Source organism: Rhodococcus ruitaii (assembly GCF_055230935.1).
This window is the reverse complement of the sequence record NZ_JBUYWC010000003.1, coordinates 30,978-56,907: the sequence shown is the minus strand read 5'-3', so window position 1 is coordinate 56,907 and position 25,930 is coordinate 30,978. Positions and strand designations below refer to the sequence as shown.

The following is a 25,930-nucleotide window of genomic DNA, read 5'->3' as shown; positions in this document are numbered from 1 at the left end:
GCCCAGACTCCGCTCTATGAAAGACAGGTACATCCATGTTCGGATGGGTTGTTCGGCACAGAAATCCGGTCTCCGCGCTCGGCGTCTTCTGCGCGGCAACACTGCTCCTCACCGCCTGCGGGTCGGGCGCCGGCTCCACCACGTCTGCCGGGTCCGACGGTGAGCCGGTATCGGGCGGCGTCGCACGTGTCATCCAGGTGCGCGAACCGCTTTCGCTCGACCCCGCGATCCTCGCCAACAACTGGGTCGGCCAGGGTCTGCTGGGCAATTCCCTGTACGGGACGCTCATGATCGACGACCCGCACACGCTCGAACTCGAGTATCGGATGGCGACCGACTTCTCCACGTCCGACGGCGGTGCCACCTTCTTGCTCACCCTGCAACCCGATCTCGTGTTCACCGACGGAACACCACTCGACGCCGAAGCTGTGAAGGTCAACTGGGATCGCATTCTCGACCCCTCGCTCGGATCCGGTTCGCTGACATTGGCGTCGCAGATCGCGGCGACCGAGGTCGTGGACGACGCAACATTGAAAGTCACTCTGGTCGCGCCCAACCCGAAGTTCGGGAATTCGATCACGTCGAGCGGGCTCAATTGGATAGCGTCCCCCACCGCGTTGAGCAAGGGGACCGACGCCTTCAACGCAGATCCCGTAGGTGCGGGCCCGTTCACACTGACGGAGTGGGCACGCCAGGATCGCATGAAACTCGAGCGCAACCCTCACTACTGGGATGCTCCACGCCCCTATCTCGACGCCATCGAGCTCCGCGCCGTCCCTGACGCCAACCAGCGCGTCAACATGATGGTCAGCGGTGGCGCCGATCTCGCGTCCGAATCCAGCTGGGCGGCATTGGCCAAGGCAGAACAGGCGGGCCTGGTCACCGACGCCGTGCCCGTCGGCGGCGGACAGTACCTGGTCATGAACACCCGACGTGCCCCGTTCGACGATCCCCGAGCCCGGGAGGCCGTGAGCGCGGCGGTGGACCTGGACGACATCAACACCGCCGTGTTCGAGGGTCACGGTCAGGTTCCCGACACACTGTTCCCGGAGTCCTCACCGTTCCACGCAGACATTCCCCTCCGCCAGGACGATCCCGAGCGGGCACAGCAACTCTTCGACGAACTGGCCGCAGAAGGAAAACCCGTCGAATTCACCTTCACCGCGACCTCGCTCGTCGAGATCAAAGCCGTCGCAGAGAGCGTGCAAGCCCAGCTCGCAGCGTACGACAACGTCGACGTCCAGGTAGAGGTGCTCGACATCGCGGGATACATGCCTCGTACCGCAGCCCGCGACTTCGACATGATCATCTGGGCCGCGGACAGCCCCGAACCCGACACCACCTTGTGGAACGCCTTCCATTCCACGTCGTCGGGCAATCACACCGGCATCTCCGACCCCGAACTGGACGCCGCCCTCGACGCCGGTCGCACGGGCACCTCGGGCGAGGAGCGCGTGGCCGCCTATCGCACGGTGCAGGAACGGCTCGCCGCGCTCGAACCGGGGATCTGGTACATCCGGTCTGCACCGTCGGTGATCAGCAGTCAGAATCTCCACGGCGTGCAGATGTACGCACTCGGATCTGCACTGCCCGACGGACTGTGGATGACACCGTAGCTATTGAAGCAGGCCGTCGAGTGTGCGGTTCTTGTCGCGTTTCGTGGGTAGTAGCGACGAAAAGTGCACACTCAACGGTGTTTTCAGGCTTTTCCCACGCGCATATTGACTGGCGTGCCGTTCAGATCCCACGCCGTGGATCTGCATCGGTGGAGCCGGTTGCTCGCCGAAGGGAAGGTCGATGTCGGCGTACCCACTGTCGACGTGCTTGCGTTCCTCCGGCCAGTACGGGCCGATCTCGGTCTGGTAGAAGTGCTGGAACCGATCGTCGAGGTCCGCGTCGAGTTGTATCACCCCGTAGCTGACCAACGCGAGAACGGCATCGAAATGTGATGCGAACTGCACCGTCAGCTGGCCTTGACCACATCCGACATCGACCGCGAGATCGGTCGCCGGAGCGAGGGAGGCGAGGAACTCCGCGAGCTCCGCCGGATACGCGGGTCGAAACTGCGCGTAGGCCTGACCACCACGATCGAACCAGTTCTTTCCCGCCATCACGCTGCGAAAGATACATCAGTGATCATCCACAAATCGGTAAACCGACGTGTGCACATCGTTGACCTGGGAATAGCCGACGGTTAACGTTGCCGAAAGCTGTTACTGCCGGTACGGGGGGAATACAAGGTGAAAAGACGCTTCATGAGTGCTGTCGTCCTGGCGGCGGCGACCGCGACCGCGATCACGCTCGCACCTCCGGCCGCAGCCGATCCGTCGGGTGGGGCCGACGCGGCCGGGTGGCAGGAAGTAGTCGATGCGCCCGACGCCTATCCGAACACCGCAGTCGAGTGGGACGTTCCGATCACCCTCAGCGATGGAACCATTCTCCGCGCGAACGTGTTCCGCCCAGCAATGGCAGACGGAACACCGATCACCGAGCAGACCCCGGTGGTTCTCAATCTCACGCCCTACACGAAACTCCTGTCGACGCTCGCGTCCGTCGCGATGGAGGACCCCACGCTCCAACCGCTCGTCGAAGACCTCGGGACGATCCTGGATCTCGATGCGCCCTTCGACGGAATCACCGAGTTTGCCGCCCCCACCGCGCAGCTCGGACGCACCTTCGGGCTCAACCGCGACCTCGTACAGAACGGCTACACCCAAGTCATCGTCGACGTCCGCGGCACCGGCTTCTCCCAAGGCGAATGGCAGGTGCTCGGCCCCCGCGAACAGCAGGACACCGTCGAGGTCATCGACTGGGCGGCGTCGCAGCCGTGGTCCAACGGGCGTATCGGCACCACGGGCGTGTCGTATTCGGCGATCAATCAGATCCAGGCCGCAGGGCACCGGCCTGCCGAACTCGACGCGGTCTTTGCCGTCGAGCCCGGCAACGACCTCCTCCGCGACATCGTCGGCACCGGCGGTGCGATCGGCGTCGGATTCATGCCGGCCTGGCTCGGGCTCGTCAACGGACTCAAATGGGTACCCGACGTCGAAGCGCTGCTGCAGGGCAGATTCGATGCGCAATGGCTCCGCGACCGGATGGCCGATCCGTTCACCAAGATCCCCGAACTCGTCGAGGCGCTCACCGCACCCACCATCGAGGGCGTCTCCCCCGAGGCACTCGAAGTCGCGCAGGACGGCCCGTTCTACCAGGACCGACAAGCCAATCTCGACGCCGTCGAAGTTCCTACATTCGTGTTCGGCAACTGGCACGACATCTTCGCCAACAGCGAGCCTGAGATCTACAATTCGATTCCCGTGTCGCCGGGCCACAAGCAGCTCGTGATGGGCGACGGCTACCACGCCGTGCTCGGCGAAGGCTTCGGAACACCCGGGCATCCGCCGACGATGGCGGCATTGCAGCGCGCCTGGTTCGACCACTGGCTCAAGGACATCGACAACGGCATCACCGAATACGGACCGGTGACGTTGCTGCAGCAGGGCGGCGGCTGGACCACCACCGACCAGTTCCCGCGCGCGGGTGTCGAGTACCAGCGTATGTACCTGTCGGCAGCATCGAGCGGCAGCGCCGCACACGCGGTGCACGACGGAAGCCTGCAGCCCACCGCGCCGGACTCACCTGCACGGCTGACCGTCGCACCTGGCCTGCGTGGAGTGTGCTCGCGGGAGGCCGCACAGGGCACAGCGGGTATCGCAGTTCTCCTCGGATCGAACTGCACGAAAGACGCGCGATTCAACGAGGCGGAGGGCCTGACCTTCACATCCGGGCCGATGGCAGAACCGACACCACTCTCCGGCCCCATCAACCTGCATCTGAACACGGTGCTCGACAGCCCGGACGGATTCTGGTCGGTGTCGATCAACGATGTTGCCCCCGATGGTCGCTCCACCGTATTGTCGTCCGGGTCGCTGGTCTCTTCATTGCGTGAAATCGACGATTCCAAGAGCACGTTCACCGAGTCGGGCGACTACGCGCAAGCTCACCCCTACCTCACCCTCGACACCTATCAACCGGTGGTCCCAGGTCGACCCACCCAGCTCGACATCAGCATGATCCCCACCGACGCGATCCTGCAGCCGGGTCACCGAATCCGGATCGACGTGTACGCGTCGAGCATTCCGCGGTCGCTGCCGCTCGGCCCGATGCTCCACGACAGTGGGCTCGCGCCTCAGCACCTCGAACTCGACCCGTCGGCACCGAGTTTCGTGACGTTGCCGGTCGTGCCCCAGTAGCGCGTCGCGCGTGCCATCTGCACCAGAATGCCGGGTCGGCCATGCCCGCCGAGTGCACTGGTCGGGATGACCATCAGCAACAGCGCTCCCCTGGGTTCACATCACTGGCAGCATGCCGCTCACGCCAGTACTCGCGCTCGGTCATGACCTGGCAGCCGGGATGCAGTCGCCGCTGCAGTGCGACATACCGCATGTAGTCGTGGTCGCCCATCAACGCACCGACCCACCACCACGCTCGACGGACCGCCGTGATCACGGCGTCTCCTCGTCGCGCTGATGAGCGTGATCAGCGTGAGCATGAGCGGCACCAGGTGCACGCACCTTCCCGGAAGCAATGAGCTCGTTCCACTGCTTCTGCAACTCGCGTTCGGCCGGTGTGGGCACGAACCCGGCTGGAGCGAAGATCTTCGACGGCACATCAGGTGACTCGGTCGTAGGCATTCCGCCCATCCGCATCGACCGGATGCACACTACCGCGCCCGCAATCGCGACAATGAGCACGAGCACCGCGAACACGATCGACAGGGTGCCCTGGATGAACGTGTTGCGGATGACGGCGTCGATCGCGTCCGACGAGGAAGCCGAACCGAAACTGGTTGCACCCGAGTTCTTTGCGTCGACAAACGCATTGTGCTGCGCCCAGTAACCGACCGCACGGTCGCTGGAGAAGATCTTCTGCCACGACGCCGTCATCGTCACAACGAGGTCCCAGGCCAGCGGGATCCCAGGGATCCACGCCCACTTCAGCAAACCCCTCTTGACCACGATCGTGAGGACGATCGTCAGTGCGATCGCGGCAAGCAACTGGTTGGCGATACCGAACAGCGGGAACAGTGTGTTGATGCCCCCGAGCGGATCGGTGACGCCCATGAGCAGGATCGCGCCCCACAACGCGCAAACGACGAACGAACAGAACCATGCTCCGGGGCGCCACGATGGGTCCTTGAATCGTTGAGCAGCACCGCCGAAGTTGCCGAGGGAGTCCGACAACATGAAGCGCGCGACACGGGTTCCGGCGTCGACGGTCGTGAGGATGAACAACGCCTCGAACATGATCGCGAAGTGGTACCAGAACGATTTGAGACTGTCGCCGCCGAACAGGTCAGAAAGTACGTTCGACATGCCGAATGCGAGCGTGGGCGCACCGCCGGTTCTGGAGATGATCGACTCCTCCCCCACCGCGGCCGCCGCGCCGGCGATCTGTTCGGGTGTGACATCCGGCGATGACAGTCCGAGGCTGTTCACGTATGCCGCAGCGGTTTCGGGCGTCCCACCGGTGAGTGCTTCCGGAGCGTTGAGTGCGAAGTACAGGTGCTGATCGATGATGCACGCCGTGACCAAGGCCATGATCGCCACGAACGATTCGGTGAGCATGCCGCCGTACCCGATGAGTCGGGTCTGCTTCTCCTTTTCCAGCATCTTCGGAGTCGTGCCCGACGAGATCAGTGCGTGGAACCCGGACAACGCACCACACGCGATGGTAATGAACAGGAACGGGAACAACGATCCCGCGAAAGCAGGCCCGTCACCGTCTATCGCGAACGAGGTGACGTCGGGCATCTGGACCTCGGGGCGGGCGACGAGGATTCCGATCGCGAGCAACGCTATGGTGCCGACCTTCATGAATGTCGACAGGTAGTCGCGTGGGGCCAGCAGCAACCAGACCGGCAGGACCGATGCCGCGAATCCGTACGCGATCATCAGCCATGCAATCGTCACCTTCGAGAGGGTGAACCATTCGACACCCCAATCTGTTTCGGCGACCCAGCCGCCGGCCACGATAGCCAAGACCAAGAGCACCACGCCGATCCCTGAGACTTCGGCGACCTTGCCCGGACGCAGGAATCGCAGGTACACACCCATGAACAATGCGATCGGAATGGTCATTGCGATGGAGAACAGCCCCCATGGGCTTTCGGCGAGCGCGTTGACGACCACGAGTGCGAGGACGGCGATGATGATAATCATGATGACGAAGACGGCGACCAGAGCAGCGATACCCCCGATCGGACCGAGTTCGTCACGTCCCATCTGCCCGAGGCTGCGGCCGCGGCGGCGCGACGAAATCCACAACACGAGGAAATCCTGGACACCACCGGCCAGCACGACGCCGACGATTATCCAGATCGTTCCCGGAAGATAGCCCATCTGAGCGGCGAGAACCGGGCCGACGAGCGGACCGGCTCCGGCGATCGCGGCGAAGTGATGTCCGAACAGCACCCGCCGGTCCGTGGGCATGTAGTCCTTGCCGTTTTCCAGAACCTCGGCGGGCGTCGCGCGATCGTCGCGCGGTTGCACGATCTTGCGTTCGATGAATTTGGCATAGAACCGGTATGCGACAAGGTATGTGCACACCGCCGCGATCACGAACCAGACCGCGTTGATGTTCTCTCCGCGAACCACCGCAATCATCGACCACGCGAATCCGCCGACGATTGCCAAGATCACGAACACGATACGCGCTGTAGCGGACATCGGGGTCCGATCGACGACCCCGACCGGGGGCAGGTCCGGATCTGTCCGCAGATATTCGACATTCGGATCGGTCTGCGACGCGGGGTCGACGGCCATCTCCGCTCCTCACCAGAGCCGATCTGGGGGCGGCAACCGATACGCCCGACGACTCTCGACAACGTGCACAGTTCTGGCCTGCGTCACGCTACCCGCGGGCAGGAGAGCACGAACCCGAATTGCGGATTCAGCGGGCCGCGATCCTCGCCTGGACTTCGGGACGACGTAGAGGTGGCACCGTCGGTGGAGGTTGTCTGCGTTCGGGGAGAAGAGCGAGCAGCCTGGTGGTCGTCGCAGTGACCTCCGCGACCGCCTGCTCGAACGGCTCCCGGGTGGCATCGGACAGTTTGTGGATTCCGCTGACCTTGCGGACGTATTGCCGAGCGGCCGCCTCGATCTCTTCGGCGGTCGCTACCGGCTCGAGCCCGCGCAGCTCCGTGATGTTCCGGCACATACATTCGAGGGTAGGCCTCGTCGTCGAACCGGCTGAGAGAAAACGCGCGCCCGTTCGCTTCCCACACCTGCAATTGCAGTCGCGGGAAGCTGACGGGCGCGCGAGAAGGGCTACCGACTTCAGAGGCGCTCGATGATCGTCACGTTGGCGGTGCCGCCACCCTCGCAGATCGTGAGCAAGCCGTAGCGGCCCTCACGACGCTCGAGCTCGTTCAGCAGGGTTGCCATGAGCTTGGTGCCGGTCGCGCCGAGCGGGTGACCGAGTGCGATGGCGCCGCCGTTGACATTGACCTTGGCCGGGTCGGCGCCGATCTCCTTGATCCACGCGAGCACGACCGGCGCGAACGCCTCGTTGATCTCGATGACGTCGATGTCGTCGATGGTCAAACCGGTCTTCTCGAGAGCGTGCTGCGTTGCTGGGATCGGTGCCGACAACATGAAGATCGGATCGTCGCCGCGTGCGCTCACATGGTGGATTCGCGCGCGAGGCTTCAGCCCGTGCTTCTCGACGGCCTCATCGGATGCGAGCAACAGCGCGCTGGCACCGTCGGAGATCTGGCTGGCGACCGCGGCGGTCATCTTGCCGCCCTCGACGAGCACGTTCAGGCCGGCCATCTTCTCGAGGCTGGTCTCGCGCGGACCTTCGTCGACGGTCGCCTCACCGAGCGGCACCACCTCATTGTCGAATCGACCGGCCGCGATGGCGGCCTTCGCGCGCTCGTGGCTCTGCAGCGCCCACTTCTCGAGGTCCTCGCGGCTGATGTCCCACTTGTCGGCAATCATCTCGGCGCCCTTGAACTGGGACACCTCCTGGTTGCCGTACCGCTCGGTCCAGCCCTTCGACTCGGCCGTGGGGGTGGAGAATCCGAACTGGTCGCCGACGATCATCGCTGCTGAGATCGGGATCTGGCTCATGTTCTGGACACCGCCTGCGACGATCAGATCAGCGGTGCCGGCGAGGATCGCCTGCGCACCGAACTGGATGGCCTGCTGACTCGAACCGCACTGACGGTCGACCGTCACTCCCGGCACGTGCTGCGGCAGTCCCGCCGCCAGCCACGACATGCGCGCGATGTTGCCTGCCTGTCCACCGACGGCGTCGACACAGCCGAACACGACGTCGTCGACCTGGGACGGGTCGATACCGGTGCGCTCGACCAGCGCGGTGATGATGTGCGCGCCCAGGTCGATCGGATGGACGCCGGCCAGGCCACCGTTCTTCTTACCGATCGGTGTGCGTACCGCGTCGACGATGTAGGCCTCGGTCATGATTTCTCCTTATGCGGGGTTCGGATTCGACAATCCGTCGAGAACGATGGATAGGTACTGCTGCGCAACCTGTTCGACTCTGAGCGCACCGCCCGGCCGATACCAGCGCACCGCGACCCACACCGTGTCGCGGAGAAAACGGAAGACGACGTCGACGTCCACGTCGGGCCGGAATGCCCCCTCGGAGATCCCGCGCTCGAGCACCCCCGACCACAGTGTGCGGAACTCGGTGTTGAGTTCGGCGATGTAGGAGAACTTGTCGCCGTCGAGGTGCTTGGCTTCGTCCTGGTAGATCGCGACCGCGGCATGTGATCGGTCGATCGATTCGTAGGACGTGGTGACGAGCGCTTCGAGGGTCTCGCGCGGGTCGAGACCGGCTGCCACGATCTTGCGGTACCGATCGAACAGGTCGTCGAGGAAGCTTCGCAGGATCTCGTCGACCATCGACTCCTTGGAGTCGAAGTGGTGGTAGAGGCTGCCCGAGAGGATGCCCGCGGCGTCGGCGATGTCGCGGACCGTGGTGGCGCGGACACCGCGCGAGGCGAAGAGGTCGGCCGCGATGTGGAGCAATTCTGCGCGGCGGCCGCTCTTCGCCGAGTCGTCGCGAGGTGGGGTCATGAGGGAAGAACCTTTCGAAGAACTACTAGGCCCGCTGCGAGGAGATCGACACGATCTCACCGGTCAGATAGGTGGTGTAGTCGCTCGCCAGCATCGCAATCGTCGCCGCGATCTCCCACACCTCCGCCGCTCGACCGTACGCTTCGTCGGAGGCCAGCTTGTCGAGCAGTTCCTCGCTGGTCACCTTCGCGAGGAAGGCGTGGCGCGCGATGGACGGCGCGACGGCGTTGATGCGGACGCCGTATTCGGCTGCCTCGATCGCCGAGCACCGGGTGAGCGCCATGACGCCGGCCTTCGCCGCGGCGTAGTGCGCTTGCGAATGCTGGGCACGCCAGCCGAGAACCGACGCGTTGTTGACGAGGACACCGCCGTGGCCCGCCGACTTGAAGTAACGCAGGGCTGCACGTGTCGCGCGGAAGGTGCTGGTGAGGGTGACGTCGAGGACGCGGTCCCACTGCTCATCGGTCATGTCGACGACCGGGGTCTCACCGCCGAGACCGGCATTGTTGATCAGCGTGTCGATGCGGCCGAGTTGCTCGGCGGCGCCCGCGATGAGGGCATCGACCTGTTCGGTCGACGACACATCGCACACGATGGACGAAACCTGCTGCTCGGGGAACTCCGCGGCGAGCTTGTCGGCGGCCTCGCCGAGGCGGCGCTCGTGGAAGTCGGAGACGAGCACGTCGGCGCCCTCGAGCAGGGCGCGCCGGGCGGACGAGAAGCCGATGCCCGTTCCGGCCGCCGCGGTGACGACGACTTTCTTGCCGGCGAGCAGTCCGTGGCCCGGGGTTTCGGCCGGGGGAACCGACAGGGGTGAGGTGGTCATGCGCGTGCCTCTCGGGGTAGGCCGAGCACCCGCTCGGCGATGACGTTGCGTTGGATCTCGTTGGATCCGCCGTAGATGGTGTCGGCTCGGGTGAACAGGAACAGCCGCTGCCACTCGGCGAGCTCGAGATGTTCCGGGTCGCCGATGTTCGAGGGTGTTCCCGCGTGATCGTGGTCGGGGCCGACGAGGGAGGCCGCGCCTTGGGCCTCCATCGCTAGGGCACCGAGGTCACGATGCCAGTTGGCCCACAACAGTTTGGCGACCGAAGCCTGCCCGGGATCGGCGTCGCCCAGGGTGCGGAGCGCGTGGGCGCGCATCACGCGCAACCCGACGCGGGCGCGGGCGATCTTCTCCCGGATGTTCGGATCGTCGATCGAGCCGTTGGCCCGTGCGAGGTCGACGACACCGTCGAGTTCGCGGGCGAATCCGATCTGCTGGCCGAGCGTGGAGACGCCGCGCTCGAAAGTCAGCAGACCCATCGCGACCTTCCACCCGTCACCGGGTTCGCCGACGACGAGGTCGGCGTCGGTCACCGCGTCGTCGAAGAAGACCTCGTTGAACTCGGACGTGCCGGTGAGTTGCTGGATGGGCCGCACCGTCACACCGGGCTGATCCAGGGGGACGAGCAGAAAGCTGAGGCCCTTGTGACGGGTCGAGCCCGGCTCGGTGCGGGCGATCACGAACGCCCACTGCGCGACGTGCGCGAGGGACGTCCACACCTTCTGGCCATTGATGACCCATTTACCGTCTTCGAGCCGTGCGGTGGTCGAGACGTTGGCGAGGTCGGATCCGGCGCCGGGCTCGGAGTAGCCCTGGGCCCACAGTTCGGTGACGCTGCGGATACCGGGCAGGAAGCGCTGCTTCTGCTCTTCGGTACCGAACGCGATCAAGGTGGGGCCCAGCAACTCTTCACCGAGGTGGTTCACCCGGGCCGGGGCATCGGCCTTCGCGTATTCCTCGTGGAAGGTGACACGCTGCTCCATGGTGGCTCCGCGTCCGCCGTATTCGGTGGGCCAGCCGATGCAGGTCCACCCGGCCTCGGCGAGGTGACGGTCCCACGCGAGTCGCTGTTCGAAGAACTCGTGCTCGCTGCCGGGCCCGCCCTTGCCTCTGAGCGTGGCGAATTCCCCGGTCAGGTTATCGTCGAGCCACGTCCGCACGGTGGCCGCGTACTCGGTATTTTCCAGGCTCTCGCTCTCTTGCACGTCTGTACGATAACCTACCAAGCAATTGCTAGGTAGGGAGCTCCGTGAACACATATCCGAGAACCACGCCGGCCGCCTTGGCCGAAGCTGCCGGCACCCGGCCGGACCGGCTCGCGATCGCCGACGGCGACACCCGTCTGACCTTCGCACAACTGCACGACCTCGTGCGTGATTTCGCTGCCGCCCTCGTTGCTCGCGACGTAGAACCCGGTGCGCGCGTCGCGATCTGGTCGCCCAACACATTCCACTGGGTGGTCGCAGCACTCGGTGTGCACTGGGCCGGCTGCGTGGTGGTGCCGATCAATACCCGCTACACCGGAAACGAAGCCGCCGACATCATCCGGCGCGTGGACGCTGCGGCACTCGTCGTCGTCGGGGACTTCCTCGGCGCCCAACGCTACGCGCAGCTGCAGCAGACCGACCCTGAGCTCACCATCCCGACGATCGTGCGAGTCCCGGTGGGTGGGAACGACACCCCCACCGACGATGTGCTCGAGTGGGAGGACTTCCTCACCCTCGCCACCGACGCCTCCCGCGCGGAGGCCGACACCCGCGCGGAGGCCGTCACGCCCGACGACATCGCCGACATCCTCTTCACGTCCGGCACCACCGGCAAGAGCAAGGGCGTACTCAGCGCACACCGGCAGACGCTCGGCGTCGCGCGGGCATGGGTCGAGTGCTCGGAACTCACCGAAGACGACAACTACCTGATCATCAATCCGTTCTTCCACACATTCGGCTACAAGGCCGGCATCGCCACCTGTCTGCTGGCCGGCGCGACCGTCATCCCGATGGCCGTGTTCGACGTGGAGAAGGTCATGGCCATGGTCTCGGCCGAGCGGATCAGCGTGCTCCCCGGCGCCCCCACGATCTACCAGAGCATCCTCGATCATCCCCGGCGCGACGACTACGATCTGTCGAACCTTCGTCTCGCCGTCACCGGAGCCGCTCCGGTGCCCGTCTCACTCGTCGAACGCATGCAGAACGAACTGAGCTTCGACGCGGTGATCACCGCGTACGGCCAGACCGAGGCGGTGGTGGCGACGATGTGCCGCACCGACGACGACCCCGTCACGGTGTCCACCTCGTCCGGTCGCGCGATCGCCGACTTCGAGGTCCGCATCGGCGACAAAGGGGAAATCCTGCTGCGCGGCTCCAACGTGATGCTCGGCTACCTCGACGACCCCGAGGCCACGGCCAAGACGATCGACGCCGACGGCTGGCTGCACACCGGAGATGTGGGCACCCTCGACGAACGCGGATATCTCGACATCACCGACCGCCTCAAAGACATGTACATCAGCAACGGGTTCAACGTCTACCCCGCCGAGGTCGAGGCAACATTGCTGCGTACCCCGGGAGTGCGTGAAGTCGCCGTCATCGGCATCCCCGACGACCGCGCCGGCGAAATCGGCCGCGCCTACATTGCCACGCTGGAGGGGCACGAACTCACCGAGGACGACGTACTCGCGTACGCCAAGGAGAACCTCGCGAACTTCAAGCGACCTCGGTCAGTGCGGTTCGTCGACCACCTACCCCGGAATGCGTCCGGCAAGGTCCTGAAAAACGATCTGCGACAGGAGAAGTCATGACAGTCCCATTCGAGCCCGACGTCGTCACCTGCGAGGTGCGCGACGGCGTCGCGATCGTCACCCTCAACCGCCCGGACTACCGGAACGCGCAGAACTCGGTGATGACGTACGCCCTCGACGCCGCCTTCGAAAAGGCTGTCGAGGACGACGACGTGAAGGTGATCGTGCTCGCCGGTAACGGCAAGCATTTCTCGGCCGGCCACGATCTCGGCACTCCCGGTCGCGACCACCACGTGCACTACGACAACAAGGCCGTCATGTGGTGGGACCACGTCGACAAGCCCGGCGGCGACCAGCGGTATGCCCGCGAGATGGAGGTCTACCTCGGGATGTGCCGCCGCTGGCGGGAGATCCCCAAGCCGACTATCGCGATGGTCCAGGGCGCGTGCATCGCCGGTGGCCTCATGCTCGCGTGGGTGTGCGATCTCATCGTCGCATCCGAGGACGCATTCTTCTCCGATCCCGTGGTGCGCATGGGCATCCCGGGCGTCGAGTACTTCGCGCACCCGTGGATCCTGGGCACCCGCTTCGCGAAGGAGATCCTCTACACCGGCGACCGTTTCACCGCGCAGCGCGCGTACGAGGTGGGCATGGTCAACCGGGTCGTGTCGCGCGACGATCTCGAGTCCGAGACACTCGCCCTGGCCGGACGGATCGCCGAGATGCCGCGCTTCGGCCTGGCACTGACCAAGCGCGCCGTCAACCAGTGCGAGGACCAGATGGGCATGCGCAACGGCATGGATTCGGTCTTCGGTCTGCATCACTTCGCGCACTCCTACAACGCCGAGGCCGGGGCCGACTCCCTCGGTGGGATGGACGCCAAGTCGATGGCCGCCAGCGCACGTCCGGTCGAAGGGAGCAAGTAGTGGATCTCGAACTCGACGCCGCCACCGTCGCTTTCCGCGACGAGGTCCGGGCGTTTCTCGCCGAGAACGTCCCGAAGACACCGCTGAAGTCGATGGACACCGCGGAGGGCTTCGAGGAGCACCGGGAGTGGGAACGCACCCTCGCCGATGCTCGCCTGTCGGTCGTGTCGTGGCCCGAATCGCTCGGCGGCCGCGACGCGACGCTCGAACAGTGGGTCGTGTTCGAGGAGGAGTACTACCGCTCCGGTGCGCCCGGTCGGGTGAGCCAGAACGGTATCTTCCTGCTCGCCCCCACCTTGTTCGAGCACGCGAAGCCCGAGCAGCTCGACCGGATCATGCCGCGGATGGCCCGCGCCGACGACATCTGGGCACAGGCCTGGTCGGAACCCGAATCCGGCAGCGACCTCGCGTCGCTGCGCTCGACGGCGACGAAGGTCGACGGCGGATGGCTGCTCAACGGCCAGAAGACATGGAGCTCACGGGCCTCGTTCGCCGACATGGGCTTCGGCCTGTTCCGCTCCGACCCGGAGGCACAGCGCCACAAGGGCGTCACGTACTTCATGTTCGATCTGCGCGCCGAAGGGGTAACCGTCCGCCCGATCGACCAGCTCGACGGCGAACCCGGCTTCGCTGAGATCTTCCTCGAGAACGTGTTCGTCCCCGACGATCCGGCGAACCCCGCCGAGTCCGGCGTGATCGGTGAAGTCAACGCGGGATGGCGTGTCGCGATGAGCACCGCCTCCAACGAACGTGGTCTGTCGCTGCGCGCGCCGGGACGGTTTCTCGCGACCACCGACCGCCTGCTCGACCTGTACTCGACCTCGGAGCGCCGCGGCGAGACGGCGATGCAGAACAAGGTTGCCGACGCATGGATCGGTGCGCGTGCCTACGAACTGTCGACGTGGGGCACCGTCACCCGGCTCACGAACGGCGGACAACTCGGCGCCGAATCGTCGATCAACAAGGTCTTCTGGTCCGAGTGGGACATCGCCGCACACGAGACCGCCCTCGAACTGCAGGGCGCGCACGCGGAAGTCGTCGACAACTGGACCGACGGCTACCTGTTCTCGCTATCCGGGCCGATCTACGCCGGTACCAACGAAATTCAGAAGAACGTCATCGCCGAGCGGCTGCTCGGCCTCCCGAAGGGCGACCGATGAGATTCGCACTCGATGAATCCAACGAGGATTTCGCGTCGAGCATCGACGCGCTCCTCACCAAGTCCGATATGCCCGCCGTCATCCGCGCCTGGAACACCGGCGACACCGCGCCCTGCCTGACGGTGTGGCAGCGTCTCGCCGAGACCGGTGTCAACGGCCTGCTCATCGCCGAGGAGCACGATGGTCTCGGCGCCGACGCGGTCGACCTCGTCGTCGCCGTCGAACAACTCGGCCGCCACGCGGTACCGGGACCGGTCGTCGAAACCGTCGCAGTCGTTCCGGCGCTGCTCGCCGCGGTCGCTCCCGAGCGTCTCGCGGCGCTGGCATCCGGGTCGCTGGCGACGGTCGCGGCAGCCCCGCACGTACCGTTCGCGGTCGATGCCGACGCCGTCGACCTGATCCTGAATGTGGCTGGCGATACCGTCTCCACCGCCGTCGCCGGTGCGCAGCACGCGTCGGTGGATCTGGCGCGTCGTCTGTTCGACGTGTCGCCCGCCGAGACACTGGGTTCGACCGCGTTCGACGCCGCCTTCGACCTGGGTGCACTCGCGACGGCTGCGCAGTTGCAGGGCCTCGGCCGGACCCTGCTCGACACCTCCGTCGAATACGTGCAGCAGCGCAAGCAGTTCGGTCGCGTCATCGGGTCGTTCCAGGCGATCAAGCACCACCTCGCGGAGGTAGCCATCGCGTTGGAGATGGCCCGTCCCCTGCTGCACGGCGCAGCAATCGCCGTCCGCGACGGTCTCCCCACCGCGGCGCGCGACGTGTCGGCCGCCAAGGTCGCGTGCGGCGACGCCGCGTACCTCGCGGCTCGTACGGCACTGCAGGTGCACGGCGCGATCGGATACACGCAGGAACACGATCTGTCGCTATGGATCACGAAGGTCCGTGCGCTCGTCACCGCATGGGGCACACCGGATCTCCACCGCGCGCGCGTGGTGGCAGCCCTCGAGAGCGACGTGGCGTCATGACTTTCGAAACCGAGGAGCGCGCGGCACTGCGGGAGTCGGTGCGCAACCTGCTCGCGAAGCATTCCGACTCCGCCGCGGTCCGCACGGCGATCAGCTCCACCGACGGCTACGATCCCGGCCTGTGGTCGCGGCTCGTCGAGCAGATCGGTGTCGCGGCACTTGCGATTCCCGAAGAGTACGACGGCGTGGGTGCGTCGTGGGCCGAAACCCACGTGGTACTCGAAGAACTCGGCCGCACGCTGACGCCGTCACCGTTCCTCGGTTCGGCGGTGCTCGCCGCGCGGGCTGTGCTGCTGTCCGGCGACGCCGACGCCGCATCTCGCCTGCTGCCGGGCATCGCGGCCGGGGAGATCGTCGCCGTGTGTTGGGCGTCGGAAGCGGGCTGGCATCGACCCGGTGTGGTTACCGACGGTGAGTCGCTCACCGGTACCGCGCATTACGTACTCGGCGGCGATACCGCATCGACACTGCTGGTGATCGCCGCCGACGGCGAGTCGACAGCACTGTTCGAGGTGGATCCGGAAGCGGACGGTGTCGTGTGTCGTCGGGTTCCGACGATGGACCCGACCCGCACGCTGGCCGAGGTGTCGTTTTCGGCTGTCACCGCACGCCGGCTGTCGTCGCCCGACGATCTGGTGGAAAAACTGCGGACGGCCGCGGTGATCGCGGTGTCGGCGGAGCAGGTGGGTGCTGCGCAAGCGACACTGGATCTGACGGTCGAATACACGAAGAACCGCAAGCAGTTCGGACGCGTGATCGGCTCGTTCCAGGCGCTCAAGCACCGCATGGCCGACATGTACGCGCTGGTGGAGACCGCGCGGTCGATGTCATACGCGGCTGCGCTGTCACAGGATCCGCAGGATGCCTACGCGGCGAAGATCTACTGCTCGGAAGCATTCCAGCAGGTCGCGGCCGAGGCGGTGCAGTTGCACGGCGGCATCGCGATCACCTGGGAGCACGACACGCAGTTGTTCTTCAAGCGCGCGCACGGTACCGCGCAGCTGTTCGGGCAGCCGCGCGAATATCTGCTCGCAGTCTCTGCCTGACCGCGCTAACCTTCCGCGGTGCCACTTCTCGATGCCTCCGCGCTTGTCCCCGACCGCCCCCGCCGCATCGTCGTGGCGGGGGCGGCGGGCTCGGGCAAAACCACGCTCGCGGCGCGGATTGGCGAGCAACTCGGCATCGCGCACATCGAGATCGACGGACTGCACCACGGACCGAACTGGACGCCGCGGCCGTCGTTCGTCGCCGACGTCGAGGACTTCACTTCGAAGTCTTACTGGGTGACCGAATGGCAGTACACGGTGGTGCGTCCGCTGCTCGCCGACCGCGCCGATCTGATGGTGTGGCTCGATCTCCCTCGCTCCATCGTGATGCGGCAGGTGATTCGGCGGACGCTACGCCGCCGGATCCGCCGTGAGGTGCTGTGGAACGGCAACGTCGAACCGCCGCTGCACACCATCTTCACCGACCGCACCTACATCATCCGCTGGGCGTGGTCGACGTACGCCCTCTTCCCCGAGCGCATTCGCGAGGTTCTCGAGCGGCGTCCCGAACTTCCGGTTGTGCGGTTGACGAGCAGATCCGATGTCGACGACTGGGTGCACCGTCTCGAGATGTGAGTCGCGACGTTTGCGCACAGGCCGGTTCCTGGTGTGTGCTGTCCCTCGAGCTGGACAACCGACCAGTTCACTGAGGAGGCCCCGATGCACGCACGCCGCAGAACCGTCCTCGCCGGGTTCATGGCGGCCCCCGCAGTTGCGGCACTCGCCGGGCCCGCACACGCCGAGTCCATACACGCACCTGCGCGACGGAACCCACCTGCCGGATCTGGTTTCCGCGCCGGTGTCGGCGTCTCCGACGTCACCGGGCCCGTCGCAGAGGTCGGCATGATGGGCTATTCGAGCTTCGATCAGGTCGCGCACGGCCTGCACCAGCGCACCCGCGCCCGCGCCTATGTGTTCGACACCGGCGACGGCTCCGCTCGCGTCGCGTATGTCTGCACCGACACCTGCATGATCTTCCAGTCGGTCCACGACGCCGTCCTCGCGCGCCTCGCGCAGCGCTACGGCGACCTGTACACCGAACGGAACGTGCTACTCACCGCCGTGCACTCGCACGCAGCGTGTGGCGGGTCGTCGCACGACTACGCGTACAACCTGGCGGTACTCGGCTTTCGGCAGCAGGTGTTCGACGCAGAGGTCGACGGCATCGTCGAAGCGATCACGACGGCCCACGACGACCTCGCGGACGCCTCACTGTCATTCGGCCGCAGCGAACTGCTCGACGCGAGCGTCAACCGCTCGCGGGACGCGTTCGACCGCAATCCCGCTGTCGACCGCGACTACTACCCGCACGGCATCGATCCTTGGATGCGGGTACTGCGTATCAGCCGCGACGGCACCGACGTGGGTGCCGTCAATTGGTTCCCGACACACTGCTCCTCGCTGACCAACGAGAACCTGCTCGTCTCGGGCGACAACAAGGGTGCCGCAGCGTACTTCTGGGAGTCCGACGCGGGCGTCCGCCACCTCGACGGTGTCGTACCGTTTGTCGCGTCGTTTCCGCAGACCAACAGCGGTGACATGTCACCGAACCTCGCATTGGAACCCGGCAGCGGACCCACCGACGACGAGTTCGCCAATGCCCGCATCATCGGCGAACGTCAGGTTTCGGCGGCACGCGCGGCGTTCGAAGCAGCGTCGACGCTTCCGGCCGGTCCGATCGACTCCCGCATCCTGTATCTCGACATGGCCGATCAGACCGTCACGGGGCGTTTCACCGACGACGGTCGCGAACACCGCACGTCACCCGCATGTATCGGTGCGGCGATGAGCGCCGGGAGCACCGAGGACGGACCCGCACTCGGCCTGTTTCCGGAGGGAGCACCGAACCCTGTTGCCGATGCGCTCGGCGGCATGAACATCGACGTCCCGCAATGGCTCGCCGATGCGCAGTACCCGAAACTTGTGCTCGCGCCGGTCGGGTTGCTTCCTCCAGACGGTTGGGTGCCACACGTCGTCAAGATCCAGCTTCTTCGGATCGGCGATCTCTACATCGCCGGTGGCCCCGCCGAATTCACGATCGTCGCGGGGCTGCGCATCCGGCGCACCGTCGCCGAAGAACTCGGGGTTCCGCTCGAGAACGTGATCTTCCAGGGATACGCGAACTCGTACTGCAGCTACTGCACCACGCCCGAAGAGTACGACGCACAGCATTACGAAGGTGGCTCCACCCTGTTCGGCCGCTACACCCTTCCCGCGTATCAGCAGGGTTTCGTGCGACTCGCGTCTGGGCTGCGCGACGGAACCGACGTTCCGCGCGGCCCTGCACCGCGCGACCTGTCGCACATGCAACCGTTCTTCGGTCCGACTGTCGACTACGACGAACCGCTGCCGGGAACGACTTTCGGTGACGTGATCCTGGATGCCGCGACCTCGGTGCGTGCGGGAGAACTCGTCGCGATCGAAGTCGTCACCGGCCACCCGCAAAACGACATTCGCCGCGGCAGCACCTTCCTCGAGGTGCAGTACCACGACGGCACGCAGTGGGTACGGCACGCCGACGACGGCGACTGGACCACCAAGTTCCACTGGCGTCGCGAAGGCACACACTCCGCGATCGCGCGGATCACCTGGGACATTCCTGTGGGAACCCCGCCCGGCCGCTACCGCATCCGGCATTTCGGCGAGGCGAAGGGTCGCAGCGACGGTGCTGTCTCGTCGTTCACGGGCACCAGCAGCGAATTCGACGTGATGTGACCGGATCGTACCGTTCCCACGAGGGGAGGTGCGTGATCCACAACGGTGCACCCCGGTGCACCGTTAGCCTCGAGGCATGAGCGCTCCCGACATCACGCTGAATTCCGGAACCACCATCCCGCAGCTCGGTCTGGGAGTGTGGCAAGCCACCAACGACGAGACCGAGCACGCCGTACGATTCGCGATCGACGACGCCGGCTACCGGCACATCGACACCGCCGCGGCCTACGGAAACGAGGAGGGCGTGGGCCGCGCACTCGCGGGCACGTCGGTTCCGCGCGAGGACATCTTCGTCACCACCAAGCTGTGGAACTCCGACCAGGGCTACGAGCCGGCGTTGAAGGCGTTCGACGCGAGCCTGGCAAAGCTCGGCACCGAGTACGTCGATCTGTACTTGATCCACTGGCCGCTGCAGGACAACGATCGTCTGCTGCGCACGTGGGATGCGCTGGAGAAGATCGCCGAGTCGGGTCGGGCGAAAGCCGTGGGTGTGTGCAACTTCGAACCGCACCACCTGCAGTTGCTCGTCGACCGCGGTGGGTTGCTTCCCGCCGTCGACCAAGTGGAACTGCACCCGAACCTGCCTCAGCAGGCGATCCGCAGGGCCGCCGCCGAACACGGCATCGCGGTCGAGTCGTGGAGTCCGCTCGGCGGTACCAGCAACTCCGGTTGGGGCCCGAATTCGAAGCCCAACACGCTGCTCACCGATCCCGTGATCGACCGGATCGCAGATCGCCACAGCACGAGCGCGGCGCAGGTGCTGATCCGGTGGCATCTGCAGAACGGTCTGATCGTGATCCCGAAATCGGTGCACGACGAGCGCATCGCGCAGAACATCGACGTGCTCGATTTCGAACTGTCCGACCTCGATCTCAGCGAGATCGACACACTCGACAACGGCAATCGCGTGGGCGCGCATCCGGACGACATGAATGTCGGTGCGCCGAATTGAGCATCGTCGCCCTGTTCCCATAGTTTCTAGAACGTGTTCTCATTACTGCTATGAGCGACATTCACATGGTGCTGGGCACACCCGTCGAGATGCCCGTACAGGTGCGCACAGCGACGGCGTTCATGGGCGTCTTCTCCGTCCCCGTCTCTCCCGCTCAGGCCCTGATCGACCACACCGGACTCGAGATCCTGCAGTACCGGCCCGGGCGCGGACTGTGCACACTCGTGTTCGTCGACTACGTGGACGGCGATCTCGGCCCGTACAACGAGTTCGGCGTCTGCTTCCTCGTGCGCGACCACGCCCGGCGCGGCGGCGGCGTACCGCAGGATCTGCGCGACCTCGCGACCGGGGGCGCGGGCGCGCTGATCCATCAGTTGCCGGTCGACGGCGAGTTCACACGCGCGGCAGGCCGGGACATCTGGGGCTTCCCGAAGATCCTCGCGGATTTCGACACCGACCACCGCAGCGCCACCAAACGAGGAACTGTGAGCTGCGGCGGCGAACTGATCGCGGAGATGTCGGTAACCCCCGGAATCCCCGTCCCGGGCAAGGGCCTCGCCGCGTCGCTGGCCGCATACTCGCACCTCGCCGGCGTCACGCGTCGGACCAGGTGGGACATGAATCCCAGCGGCGTGCGCACCCGACTCGGCGGTGCGACACTGCGGCTGGGCACCCATCCGATCGCCGAGGAACTACGCCGCCTGGGTCTGCCACGACGCGCACTTGTCACGTCGTCGATCCCCGATCTGAAGATGACGTTCGGCAACGCGGTCGCTCTCGGCGACTGACAAAAATGTGGATCCGAACCCGGTTTCCGGGCTCGGATCCACACTTTCTCATCTGCCGTCGCGGAGCCGATCGACGGTGTCGTGCATGTGCTCGACAAGAAGCTTGCGCACGACGCCGGGCTCGGCGGTGCGGATCGCCTCGCGCAGCGCAACGTGCTCGTCGACCTGCACGTGCAGATCCCGGTAGGTCGTGTGCAGCGCCCCGAGACACATGCGAGTCTCGACGAGGAGCGTGCGCGCCGACCGGATCAGCCGCGGGCTCGCGGCACCGGCGACGAGGGTCTCGTGGAACATCTGGTCGCCGTCGGAGACACCGCCGGCGTCGCCCCTGTCCGCTGCCGCGCGCATTGCGTCGATCGCTGCACCGAGATCCTGCCACGTCTTCTCACGCTGCCCGTCGAGTACGAGATCCAGCGCACCGCCCTCGATGACGCGACGATTGTTGTAGATGTCGACGACGTCGTCGAAGGTCAGTTCGGTGACGAAGATGCCGCGGTTCCTGACGCTGTAGAGCAACCCCTCCGACACGAGACGCTGCATGGCCTCCCGCAGCGGCCCGCGCGACACGGCAAAACGTGTCGCGAGTTCGGCTTCGCCGAGCTGTGCGCCCGGTTCGAGGGCTCCGCGGACAATTGCCGACCGCAGTTGATCGGCGATCAGTTCTGCCGTCGACGGTTGAGCCACGGGGTGGAGATCCCCGAGATCACCGAGCGCCATGATCGACACCTTCCTCGAACAGTGTGCCCAATTCCGGGCGTACACATGTATATCCCGCGAGCCGGAGTCCCTCCCACACCGAGACCTGATTGGCGGTGAGAACCGGTTTGCCAACACGCTTCTCGATCTCCGGCAAGAACCGCAGCGTGTGCATAGCGGTGTCGGGGACGAGAAGCACCTGCGCGTCGGGGTGATCGTTGGCTGCGGCGAGGTCGAGCACCTCGCGGGAGGTCAGGGTGCCCACTTGGGCTGCAGTCTCGATGCCCGCGCCGGTGAACGAGACGACGTCGATGCCCGCCACCCGCAGGAACTCGACGAACAGTTCGCTCACGTCGCGGGGGTAGCTGGCGGCGACGGCGACACGTGTCGCACTGAGCCGCAAGTCGAGGGCGCGCACCGCTTCCACGAACGCGAAGCTCGTGCTCGACGCCGGGATTCCACCCGCAGCTGCCGACAGCCGGTCGACCTGCCCACGAGCACCGTCCGGTCCGTACACGAAACTGCCGGACGTGCACGCCCACACGATGACGTCGGGCGACTCCGGTTCGAGTTTCGCCGCGCCGGCCGCCAGCTTGGTAGGGCTGCCCAGATCGAGGAGTTCGGGCACCGCATGTAGGTCGGTACCATAGATGTGGACGATGGGGAGCCGGACATCGAGGAGTTCGGCGGCGAACGGATAGTCGTCCTCCGCGGCGTGGTCGGGGTAGATGATCCCGACCGCCGGACGGCTGTACATCAGAAAACTCCCCTCAGCCACTGCCCTGGCCCGGTCATCGGCAGGTTCATCCGCCCCAGGCACGCCCAGATCGTGAGCTGATTCGCGGTGAGCACCGGTTTGCCGAGTTCACGTTCCAGCGGTGTGATCAGGTCGTAGGTCGGTAGGTTGGTGCAGCTGACGAAGATCGCCTGGGATTCGGGGGTATCGGCACCGATGATGCGTTCGGCGATCGTGCGGTAGTTGACCTTCCATATTCCACCGCCGAGCCCGAGATACTCGGAACGCAGAACTTCGGTTCCCGCTTCCGCAAGGAAGTCGCGCAAGAGCAGCGTCAGCTCCTCGTCGTACGGTGTGAGCACCGAGATCTTCGTCAGGTTCAGTTCGTGGAGCGCTTCGAGCAGCGCTCCCGAGGTCGTCAGCGCGGTGGGCGCACCGGCCTCACAGATCGCATCGCACAGTGTCTTCTCGAACGTCACGCCCTTGATGAAAGACCCGGAGCTGCAGAGGTAGGCGACCACCTCGGGTTCGACCTGCAGGATGTCGCGGGTAGCGGCCATGAGGTGACGACGATCGGAGACGAGTTCGGCCATCGCTCTGCTCACCGCGACGGGCTCGAAGGGTGTGCGCGCGAGGTGCAGGCTCACTTCGAGCGGAGCCCACCGCCACAACTCGCGTTCGAGCGCGAGATCGAACGGTGCGATGATGCCGATGCCTCGCTGCGCGAGGGGTCCCTCGAACTCGGGGATGTTCAGTTCCATGGGGCCCTCTACTTCTACCCGACGACACCACCGTACGAGGATTGTTGACAATAATACGATGCACTCATACGGTGTCAATCGTGACAGCGAATCCTGTGGTAGCGGTGCTACATGCCGAGACCGTGCCGGACGAGACGCTCCTGGCCCCGGTGGCCGAACACGCCGAAATCCGATACACCGACAGCGTCGGCCTTGCTACAGCCCTGAGGGGCGCCGACGCCCTGTTCGTCTACGACTTCCTCACCGACGCACTCCCCCACGCATGGCACGCTGCCGAGTCGCTGCGCTGGGTGCACGTGGCAGCCGCAGGCGTGGATCCCCTCATGTTCCCGGACCTACGCGACAGCGACGTCATCGTCACGAACTCCCGTGGGGTTTTCGATCAACCCATCGCCGAATACGTTCTGGCGCAGATCCTCTCGTTCGCGAAGGATCTTCCCGAGTCGTTGCGGCTCCAGCGCGAACACACGTGGCACCACCGCGAATCCGAACGTATCTCCGGACGAACCGCGCTCGTCGTCGGGACCGGCCCCATCGGGCGCACGATCGCACGCGTGCTCACCGCGGTCGGCATGAAGGTTCGGGGCTCGGGCCGACGCGCACGCGACGAAGACCCCGACTTCGGCATCGTGACCGCCACCGAAGATCTACCCGACGCACTCGCGAGCGCCGACTTCGTGGTCGTCGCCGCGCCGCTGACCGAACAGACACGCGACATGTTCGACGCCACACTGTTCCGTGCAATGAAACCGAGTGCGCGCTTCATCAATGTCGGACGTGGCGATCTCGTCCGCACCGACGATCTGGTCGACGCACTTCACTCCGGTGAGCTCGCCGGCGCTGCACTCGACGTCGTCGACACCGAACCGCTCCCGCCGACGCACCCACTGTGGGATATTCCGAATGTGATGATCACACCGCATAATTCCGGCGACTTCGCAGGATGGAGAAATGCGCTGGTCGACGTGTTCGTCGACAACTTCCAGCGATGGCGCACCGGTGGGGAGCTCGAGAACGTCGTCGACAAGCATCTCGGCTACGTGCCGAGTACCTGAGGCCTGACGCCCGGAGCGGGCCCGAACATCAGGGAGGCAGCGCATGAAGCCCACCGAGATGACCGCCGTGGAACTGGTGACTGCCTACTCTGCGGGCGAGCTGTCACCCGTGGAGACGGCACGGGCAGTTCTCGACGACATCGCCGCGCGCGACCGCGACATCAACTCGTTCTGCCTGGTCGACGAGGAACGCACCCTCGAGCAGGCCCGGCTCGCCGAAGAGCGCTGGCGCACCGGATACGCCAAAGGACTGCTCGACGGCGTACCTATCTCCATCAAGGACATCTTCCTCACGAAGGACTGGCCCACACTGCGCGGTTCTCAGGCCGTCGACCCCGACCAAGCGTGGGACGTCGACAGCCCGGCCGTCGCACGCCTGCGCGAAGACGGGATGGTATTCGTCGGCAAGACCACTACTCCGGAGATCGCATGGAAGGCCGTGACCGACTCCGCACTGTACGGAATCACCCGCAACCCGCTCGACACCACGAAGACGGCGGGTGGATCCTCCGGTGGGAGCGCAGCTGCCGTCGCCGCCGGCTTCGGTCCCTGCTCGATAGGCACCGACGGGGGCGGAAGCATCCGCATTCCCGCGGCGTTCTGCGGTGTCGTCGGATTCAAACCGACGCACGGACGGATCCCACTGTTCCCCGCGAGCCCGTTCGGTCCGCTCGCACACGCCGGGCCGATCACCCGAACAGTCGAGGATGCCGCCCTGCTCCTCGACATCCTGGCGCTGCCCGATCCTCGCGATCCGACTGCGCTCGCACCTCCCGTCATGACATTCCGCGGATCCTTGGACCGTGAGGTCGTCGGTCTCGGTGTCGCGTACTCGAAGACGCTCGGCTATGTCTCGGTCGACCCCGAGGTCGGCGACATCGTCGACCGCGCGGTGCGCCGGCTCGCCGATGCCGGGCTGGTCGTCACCGAGACCGATCCCGGATTCGACGATCCGCTCGAAGCCTTCGAGGTGCTGTGGGCGTCCGGCGCCGCCGCGATGCTGAAGAACTTCCCCGACGGCACCCGCGACAAGGTCGACCCAGGACTTGGACAGGTGTGGGAACGCGGCGAAACACTCAGCGCTGTCGAGTATCTCGATGCGCGCGCCGTCGCCGCCGCCGTGGGTATCACCATGGGCACGTTCCACATGACGCACAATGTGCTGTTGACCCCCGCGGTGCCGATACCGGCGTTCGAGGCCGGCTACGATGTGCCGCCCGGATCGTCGGCCACGACCTGGCCGCAGTGGACGCCGTTCAGCTACCCGTTCAACCTTTCGCAACAGCCGGCGATCAGCATTCCGGCGGGGACGACGGCGGCGGGGCTTCCCGTCGGACTCCAGATCGTGGGGCCGCGGCACTCGGACGACCTGGTTCTCGCCGTCGCACGGTTCGCGGAGTATGCGCTTGCCGACTAGAGCTTTCCTGCGGGCGGTCGTCGAGCAAGACCAGCGTCAGAGA

24 protein-coding genes are annotated in these 25,930 nt (G+C 65.6%); 13 read left to right on the top strand and 11 right to left on the bottom strand.

Going from position 1 to position 25,930, the window contains the following annotated elements; translation table 11 throughout:
- Positions 1 to 35 precede the first annotated feature (35 nt).
- Positions 36 to 1,616, top strand: coding sequence for an ABC transporter substrate-binding protein (locus tag ACZI8W_RS03470; protein WP_463367094.1), 1,581 nt, complete (start codon positions 36 to 38; stop codon positions 1,614 to 1,616).
- On the opposite strand, the gene ACZI8W_RS03465 is transcribed toward ACZI8W_RS03470, so the two are convergent.
- Complete coding sequence (locus ACZI8W_RS03465; RefSeq protein WP_463367093.1) at positions 1,617 to 2,111, bottom strand: class I SAM-dependent methyltransferase; 495 nt, start codon at positions 2,109 to 2,111, stop codon at positions 1,617 to 1,619. It lies immediately after the preceding gene.
- A 144-nt stretch (positions 2,112 to 2,255) separates the two neighbouring features.
- On the opposite strand from ACZI8W_RS03465, the gene ACZI8W_RS03460 reads away from it, so the two are divergent.
- Positions 2,256 to 4,250: a CocE/NonD family hydrolase gene (locus ACZI8W_RS03460; RefSeq protein WP_463367092.1), complete on the top strand. Its 1,995-nt coding sequence runs from the start codon at positions 2,256 to 2,258 to the stop codon at positions 4,248 to 4,250.
- A gap of 73 nt (positions 4,251 to 4,323) precedes the next feature.
- Here the strand turns inward: ACZI8W_RS03460 and ACZI8W_RS03455 are convergent, their stop codons facing one another.
- The 7 genes from ACZI8W_RS03455 to ACZI8W_RS03425 all read right to left on the bottom strand — a co-directional run bounded on the left by ACZI8W_RS03455 (position 4,324) and on the right by ACZI8W_RS03425 (position 11,132).
- Positions 4,324 to 4,506 (bottom strand): YbdD/YjiX family protein, encoded by a 183-nt coding sequence (locus ACZI8W_RS03455; RefSeq protein ID WP_463367091.1) that lies wholly within the window; start codon positions 4,504 to 4,506, stop codon positions 4,324 to 4,326.
- On the bottom strand, positions 4,503 to 6,821 hold the full coding sequence (locus tag ACZI8W_RS03450; protein ID WP_463367090.1) for a carbon starvation CstA family protein: 2,319 nt from the start codon (positions 6,819 to 6,821) through the stop codon (positions 4,503 to 4,505). Before ACZI8W_RS03450 ends, ACZI8W_RS03455 begins: the two co-directional genes overlap by 4 nt.
- A 127-nt stretch (positions 6,822 to 6,948) precedes the next feature.
- Positions 6,949 to 7,215 carry a DUF2277 domain-containing protein gene (locus ACZI8W_RS03445; protein WP_463367089.1) on the bottom strand — a complete coding sequence of 89 codons (267 nt, stop codon included), beginning with the start codon at positions 7,213 to 7,215 and terminating at the stop codon, positions 6,949 to 6,951.
- Between the two features lie 119 nt (positions 7,216 to 7,334).
- A complete protein-coding gene (locus ACZI8W_RS03440; RefSeq protein ID WP_463367088.1) occupies positions 7,335 to 8,483 on the bottom strand; it encodes an acetyl-CoA C-acetyltransferase in 1,149 nt (382 codons plus the stop codon).
- Between the two features lie 9 nt (positions 8,484 to 8,492).
- Positions 8,493 to 9,101 (bottom strand): TetR/AcrR family transcriptional regulator, encoded by a 609-nt coding sequence (locus ACZI8W_RS03435; RefSeq protein ID WP_463367087.1) that lies wholly within the window; start codon positions 9,099 to 9,101, stop codon positions 8,493 to 8,495.
- 25 nt (positions 9,102 to 9,126) lie between these two features.
- The gene (locus ACZI8W_RS03430; protein WP_463367086.1) at positions 9,127 to 9,927 is read right to left on the bottom strand and encodes an SDR family oxidoreductase; all 801 of its coding nucleotides are present in this window, start codon (positions 9,925 to 9,927) and stop codon (positions 9,127 to 9,129) included.
- A complete protein-coding gene (locus ACZI8W_RS03425; RefSeq protein ID WP_463367085.1) occupies positions 9,924 to 11,132 on the bottom strand; it encodes an acyl-CoA dehydrogenase family protein in 1,209 nt (402 codons plus the stop codon). Before ACZI8W_RS03425 ends, ACZI8W_RS03430 begins: the two co-directional genes overlap by 4 nt.
- Positions 11,133 to 11,176: 44 nt before the next feature.
- Between ACZI8W_RS03425 and ACZI8W_RS03420 the strand changes: the two genes are divergently transcribed.
- The 9 genes from ACZI8W_RS03420 to ACZI8W_RS03380 all read left to right on the top strand — a co-directional run bounded on the left by ACZI8W_RS03420 (position 11,177) and on the right by ACZI8W_RS03380 (position 21,222).
- The gene (locus tag ACZI8W_RS03420) at positions 11,177 to 12,724 is read left to right on the top strand and encodes a FadD3 family acyl-CoA ligase (protein WP_463367084.1); all 1,548 of its coding nucleotides are present in this window, start codon (positions 11,177 to 11,179) and stop codon (positions 12,722 to 12,724) included.
- A complete protein-coding gene (locus ACZI8W_RS03415; protein WP_463367083.1) occupies positions 12,721 to 13,590 on the top strand; it encodes an enoyl-CoA hydratase in 870 nt (289 codons plus the stop codon). Before ACZI8W_RS03420 ends, ACZI8W_RS03415 begins: the two co-directional genes overlap by 4 nt.
- The gene (locus tag ACZI8W_RS03410; protein ID WP_463367082.1) at positions 13,590 to 14,750 is read left to right on the top strand and encodes an acyl-CoA dehydrogenase family protein; all 1,161 of its coding nucleotides are present in this window, start codon (positions 13,590 to 13,592) and stop codon (positions 14,748 to 14,750) included. Before ACZI8W_RS03415 ends, ACZI8W_RS03410 begins: the two co-directional genes overlap by 1 nt.
- The gene (locus ACZI8W_RS03405; protein ID WP_463367081.1) at positions 14,747 to 15,721 is read left to right on the top strand and encodes an acyl-CoA dehydrogenase family protein; all 975 of its coding nucleotides are present in this window, start codon (positions 14,747 to 14,749) and stop codon (positions 15,719 to 15,721) included. Before ACZI8W_RS03410 ends, ACZI8W_RS03405 begins: the two co-directional genes overlap by 4 nt.
- The gene (locus ACZI8W_RS03400; protein ID WP_463367080.1) at positions 15,718 to 16,767 is read left to right on the top strand and encodes an acyl-CoA dehydrogenase family protein; all 1,050 of its coding nucleotides are present in this window, start codon (positions 15,718 to 15,720) and stop codon (positions 16,765 to 16,767) included. Before ACZI8W_RS03405 ends, ACZI8W_RS03400 begins: the two co-directional genes overlap by 4 nt.
- Positions 16,768 to 16,785: 18 nt before the next feature.
- On the top strand, positions 16,786 to 17,343 hold the full coding sequence (locus ACZI8W_RS03395; protein WP_463367079.1) for a P-loop NTPase family protein: 558 nt from the start codon (positions 16,786 to 16,788) through the stop codon (positions 17,341 to 17,343).
- Between the two features lie 84 nt (positions 17,344 to 17,427).
- Positions 17,428 to 19,482, top strand: coding sequence for a neutral/alkaline ceramidase (locus ACZI8W_RS03390; protein ID WP_463367078.1), 2,055 nt, complete (start codon positions 17,428 to 17,430; stop codon positions 19,480 to 19,482).
- Positions 19,483 to 19,558: 76 nt separating this feature from the next.
- Positions 19,559 to 20,434, top strand: a complete 876-nt coding sequence (locus ACZI8W_RS03385) for an aldo/keto reductase (protein WP_463367077.1) — start codon at positions 19,559 to 19,561, stop codon at positions 20,432 to 20,434.
- Between the two features lie 65 nt (positions 20,435 to 20,499).
- Positions 20,500 to 21,222, top strand: coding sequence for an acetoacetate decarboxylase family protein (locus ACZI8W_RS03380; protein WP_463367529.1), 723 nt, complete (start codon positions 20,500 to 20,502; stop codon positions 21,220 to 21,222).
- A gap of 48 nt (positions 21,223 to 21,270) precedes the next feature.
- On the opposite strand, the gene ACZI8W_RS03375 is transcribed toward ACZI8W_RS03380, so the two are convergent.
- From ACZI8W_RS03375 to ACZI8W_RS03365, 3 genes are read right to left on the bottom strand one after another with little or no spacing between them, the layout of a single operon-like run.
- A complete protein-coding gene (locus ACZI8W_RS03375) occupies positions 21,271 to 21,939 on the bottom strand; it encodes a GntR family transcriptional regulator (protein WP_463367076.1) in 669 nt (222 codons plus the stop codon).
- Positions 21,926 to 22,675: a maleate cis-trans isomerase family protein gene (locus ACZI8W_RS03370; RefSeq protein WP_463367075.1), complete on the bottom strand. Its 750-nt coding sequence runs from the start codon at positions 22,673 to 22,675 to the stop codon at positions 21,926 to 21,928. Before ACZI8W_RS03370 ends, ACZI8W_RS03375 begins: the two co-directional genes overlap by 14 nt.
- A complete protein-coding gene (locus ACZI8W_RS03365; protein ID WP_463367074.1) occupies positions 22,675 to 23,415 on the bottom strand; it encodes a maleate cis-trans isomerase family protein in 741 nt (246 codons plus the stop codon). Before ACZI8W_RS03365 ends, ACZI8W_RS03370 begins: the two co-directional genes overlap by 1 nt.
- 80 nt (positions 23,416 to 23,495) lie before the next feature.
- On the opposite strand from ACZI8W_RS03365, the gene ACZI8W_RS03360 reads away from it, so the two are divergent.
- Entirely contained in the window at positions 23,496 to 24,470 is a 975-nt protein-coding gene (locus ACZI8W_RS03360; RefSeq protein WP_463367073.1) for a D-2-hydroxyacid dehydrogenase, read from the top strand.
- 43 nt (positions 24,471 to 24,513) lie between these two features.
- The gene (locus ACZI8W_RS03355) at positions 24,514 to 25,887 is read left to right on the top strand and encodes an amidase (RefSeq protein ID WP_463367072.1); all 1,374 of its coding nucleotides are present in this window, start codon (positions 24,514 to 24,516) and stop codon (positions 25,885 to 25,887) included.
- The last annotated feature ends 43 nt before the right edge of the window (positions 25,888 to 25,930 follow it).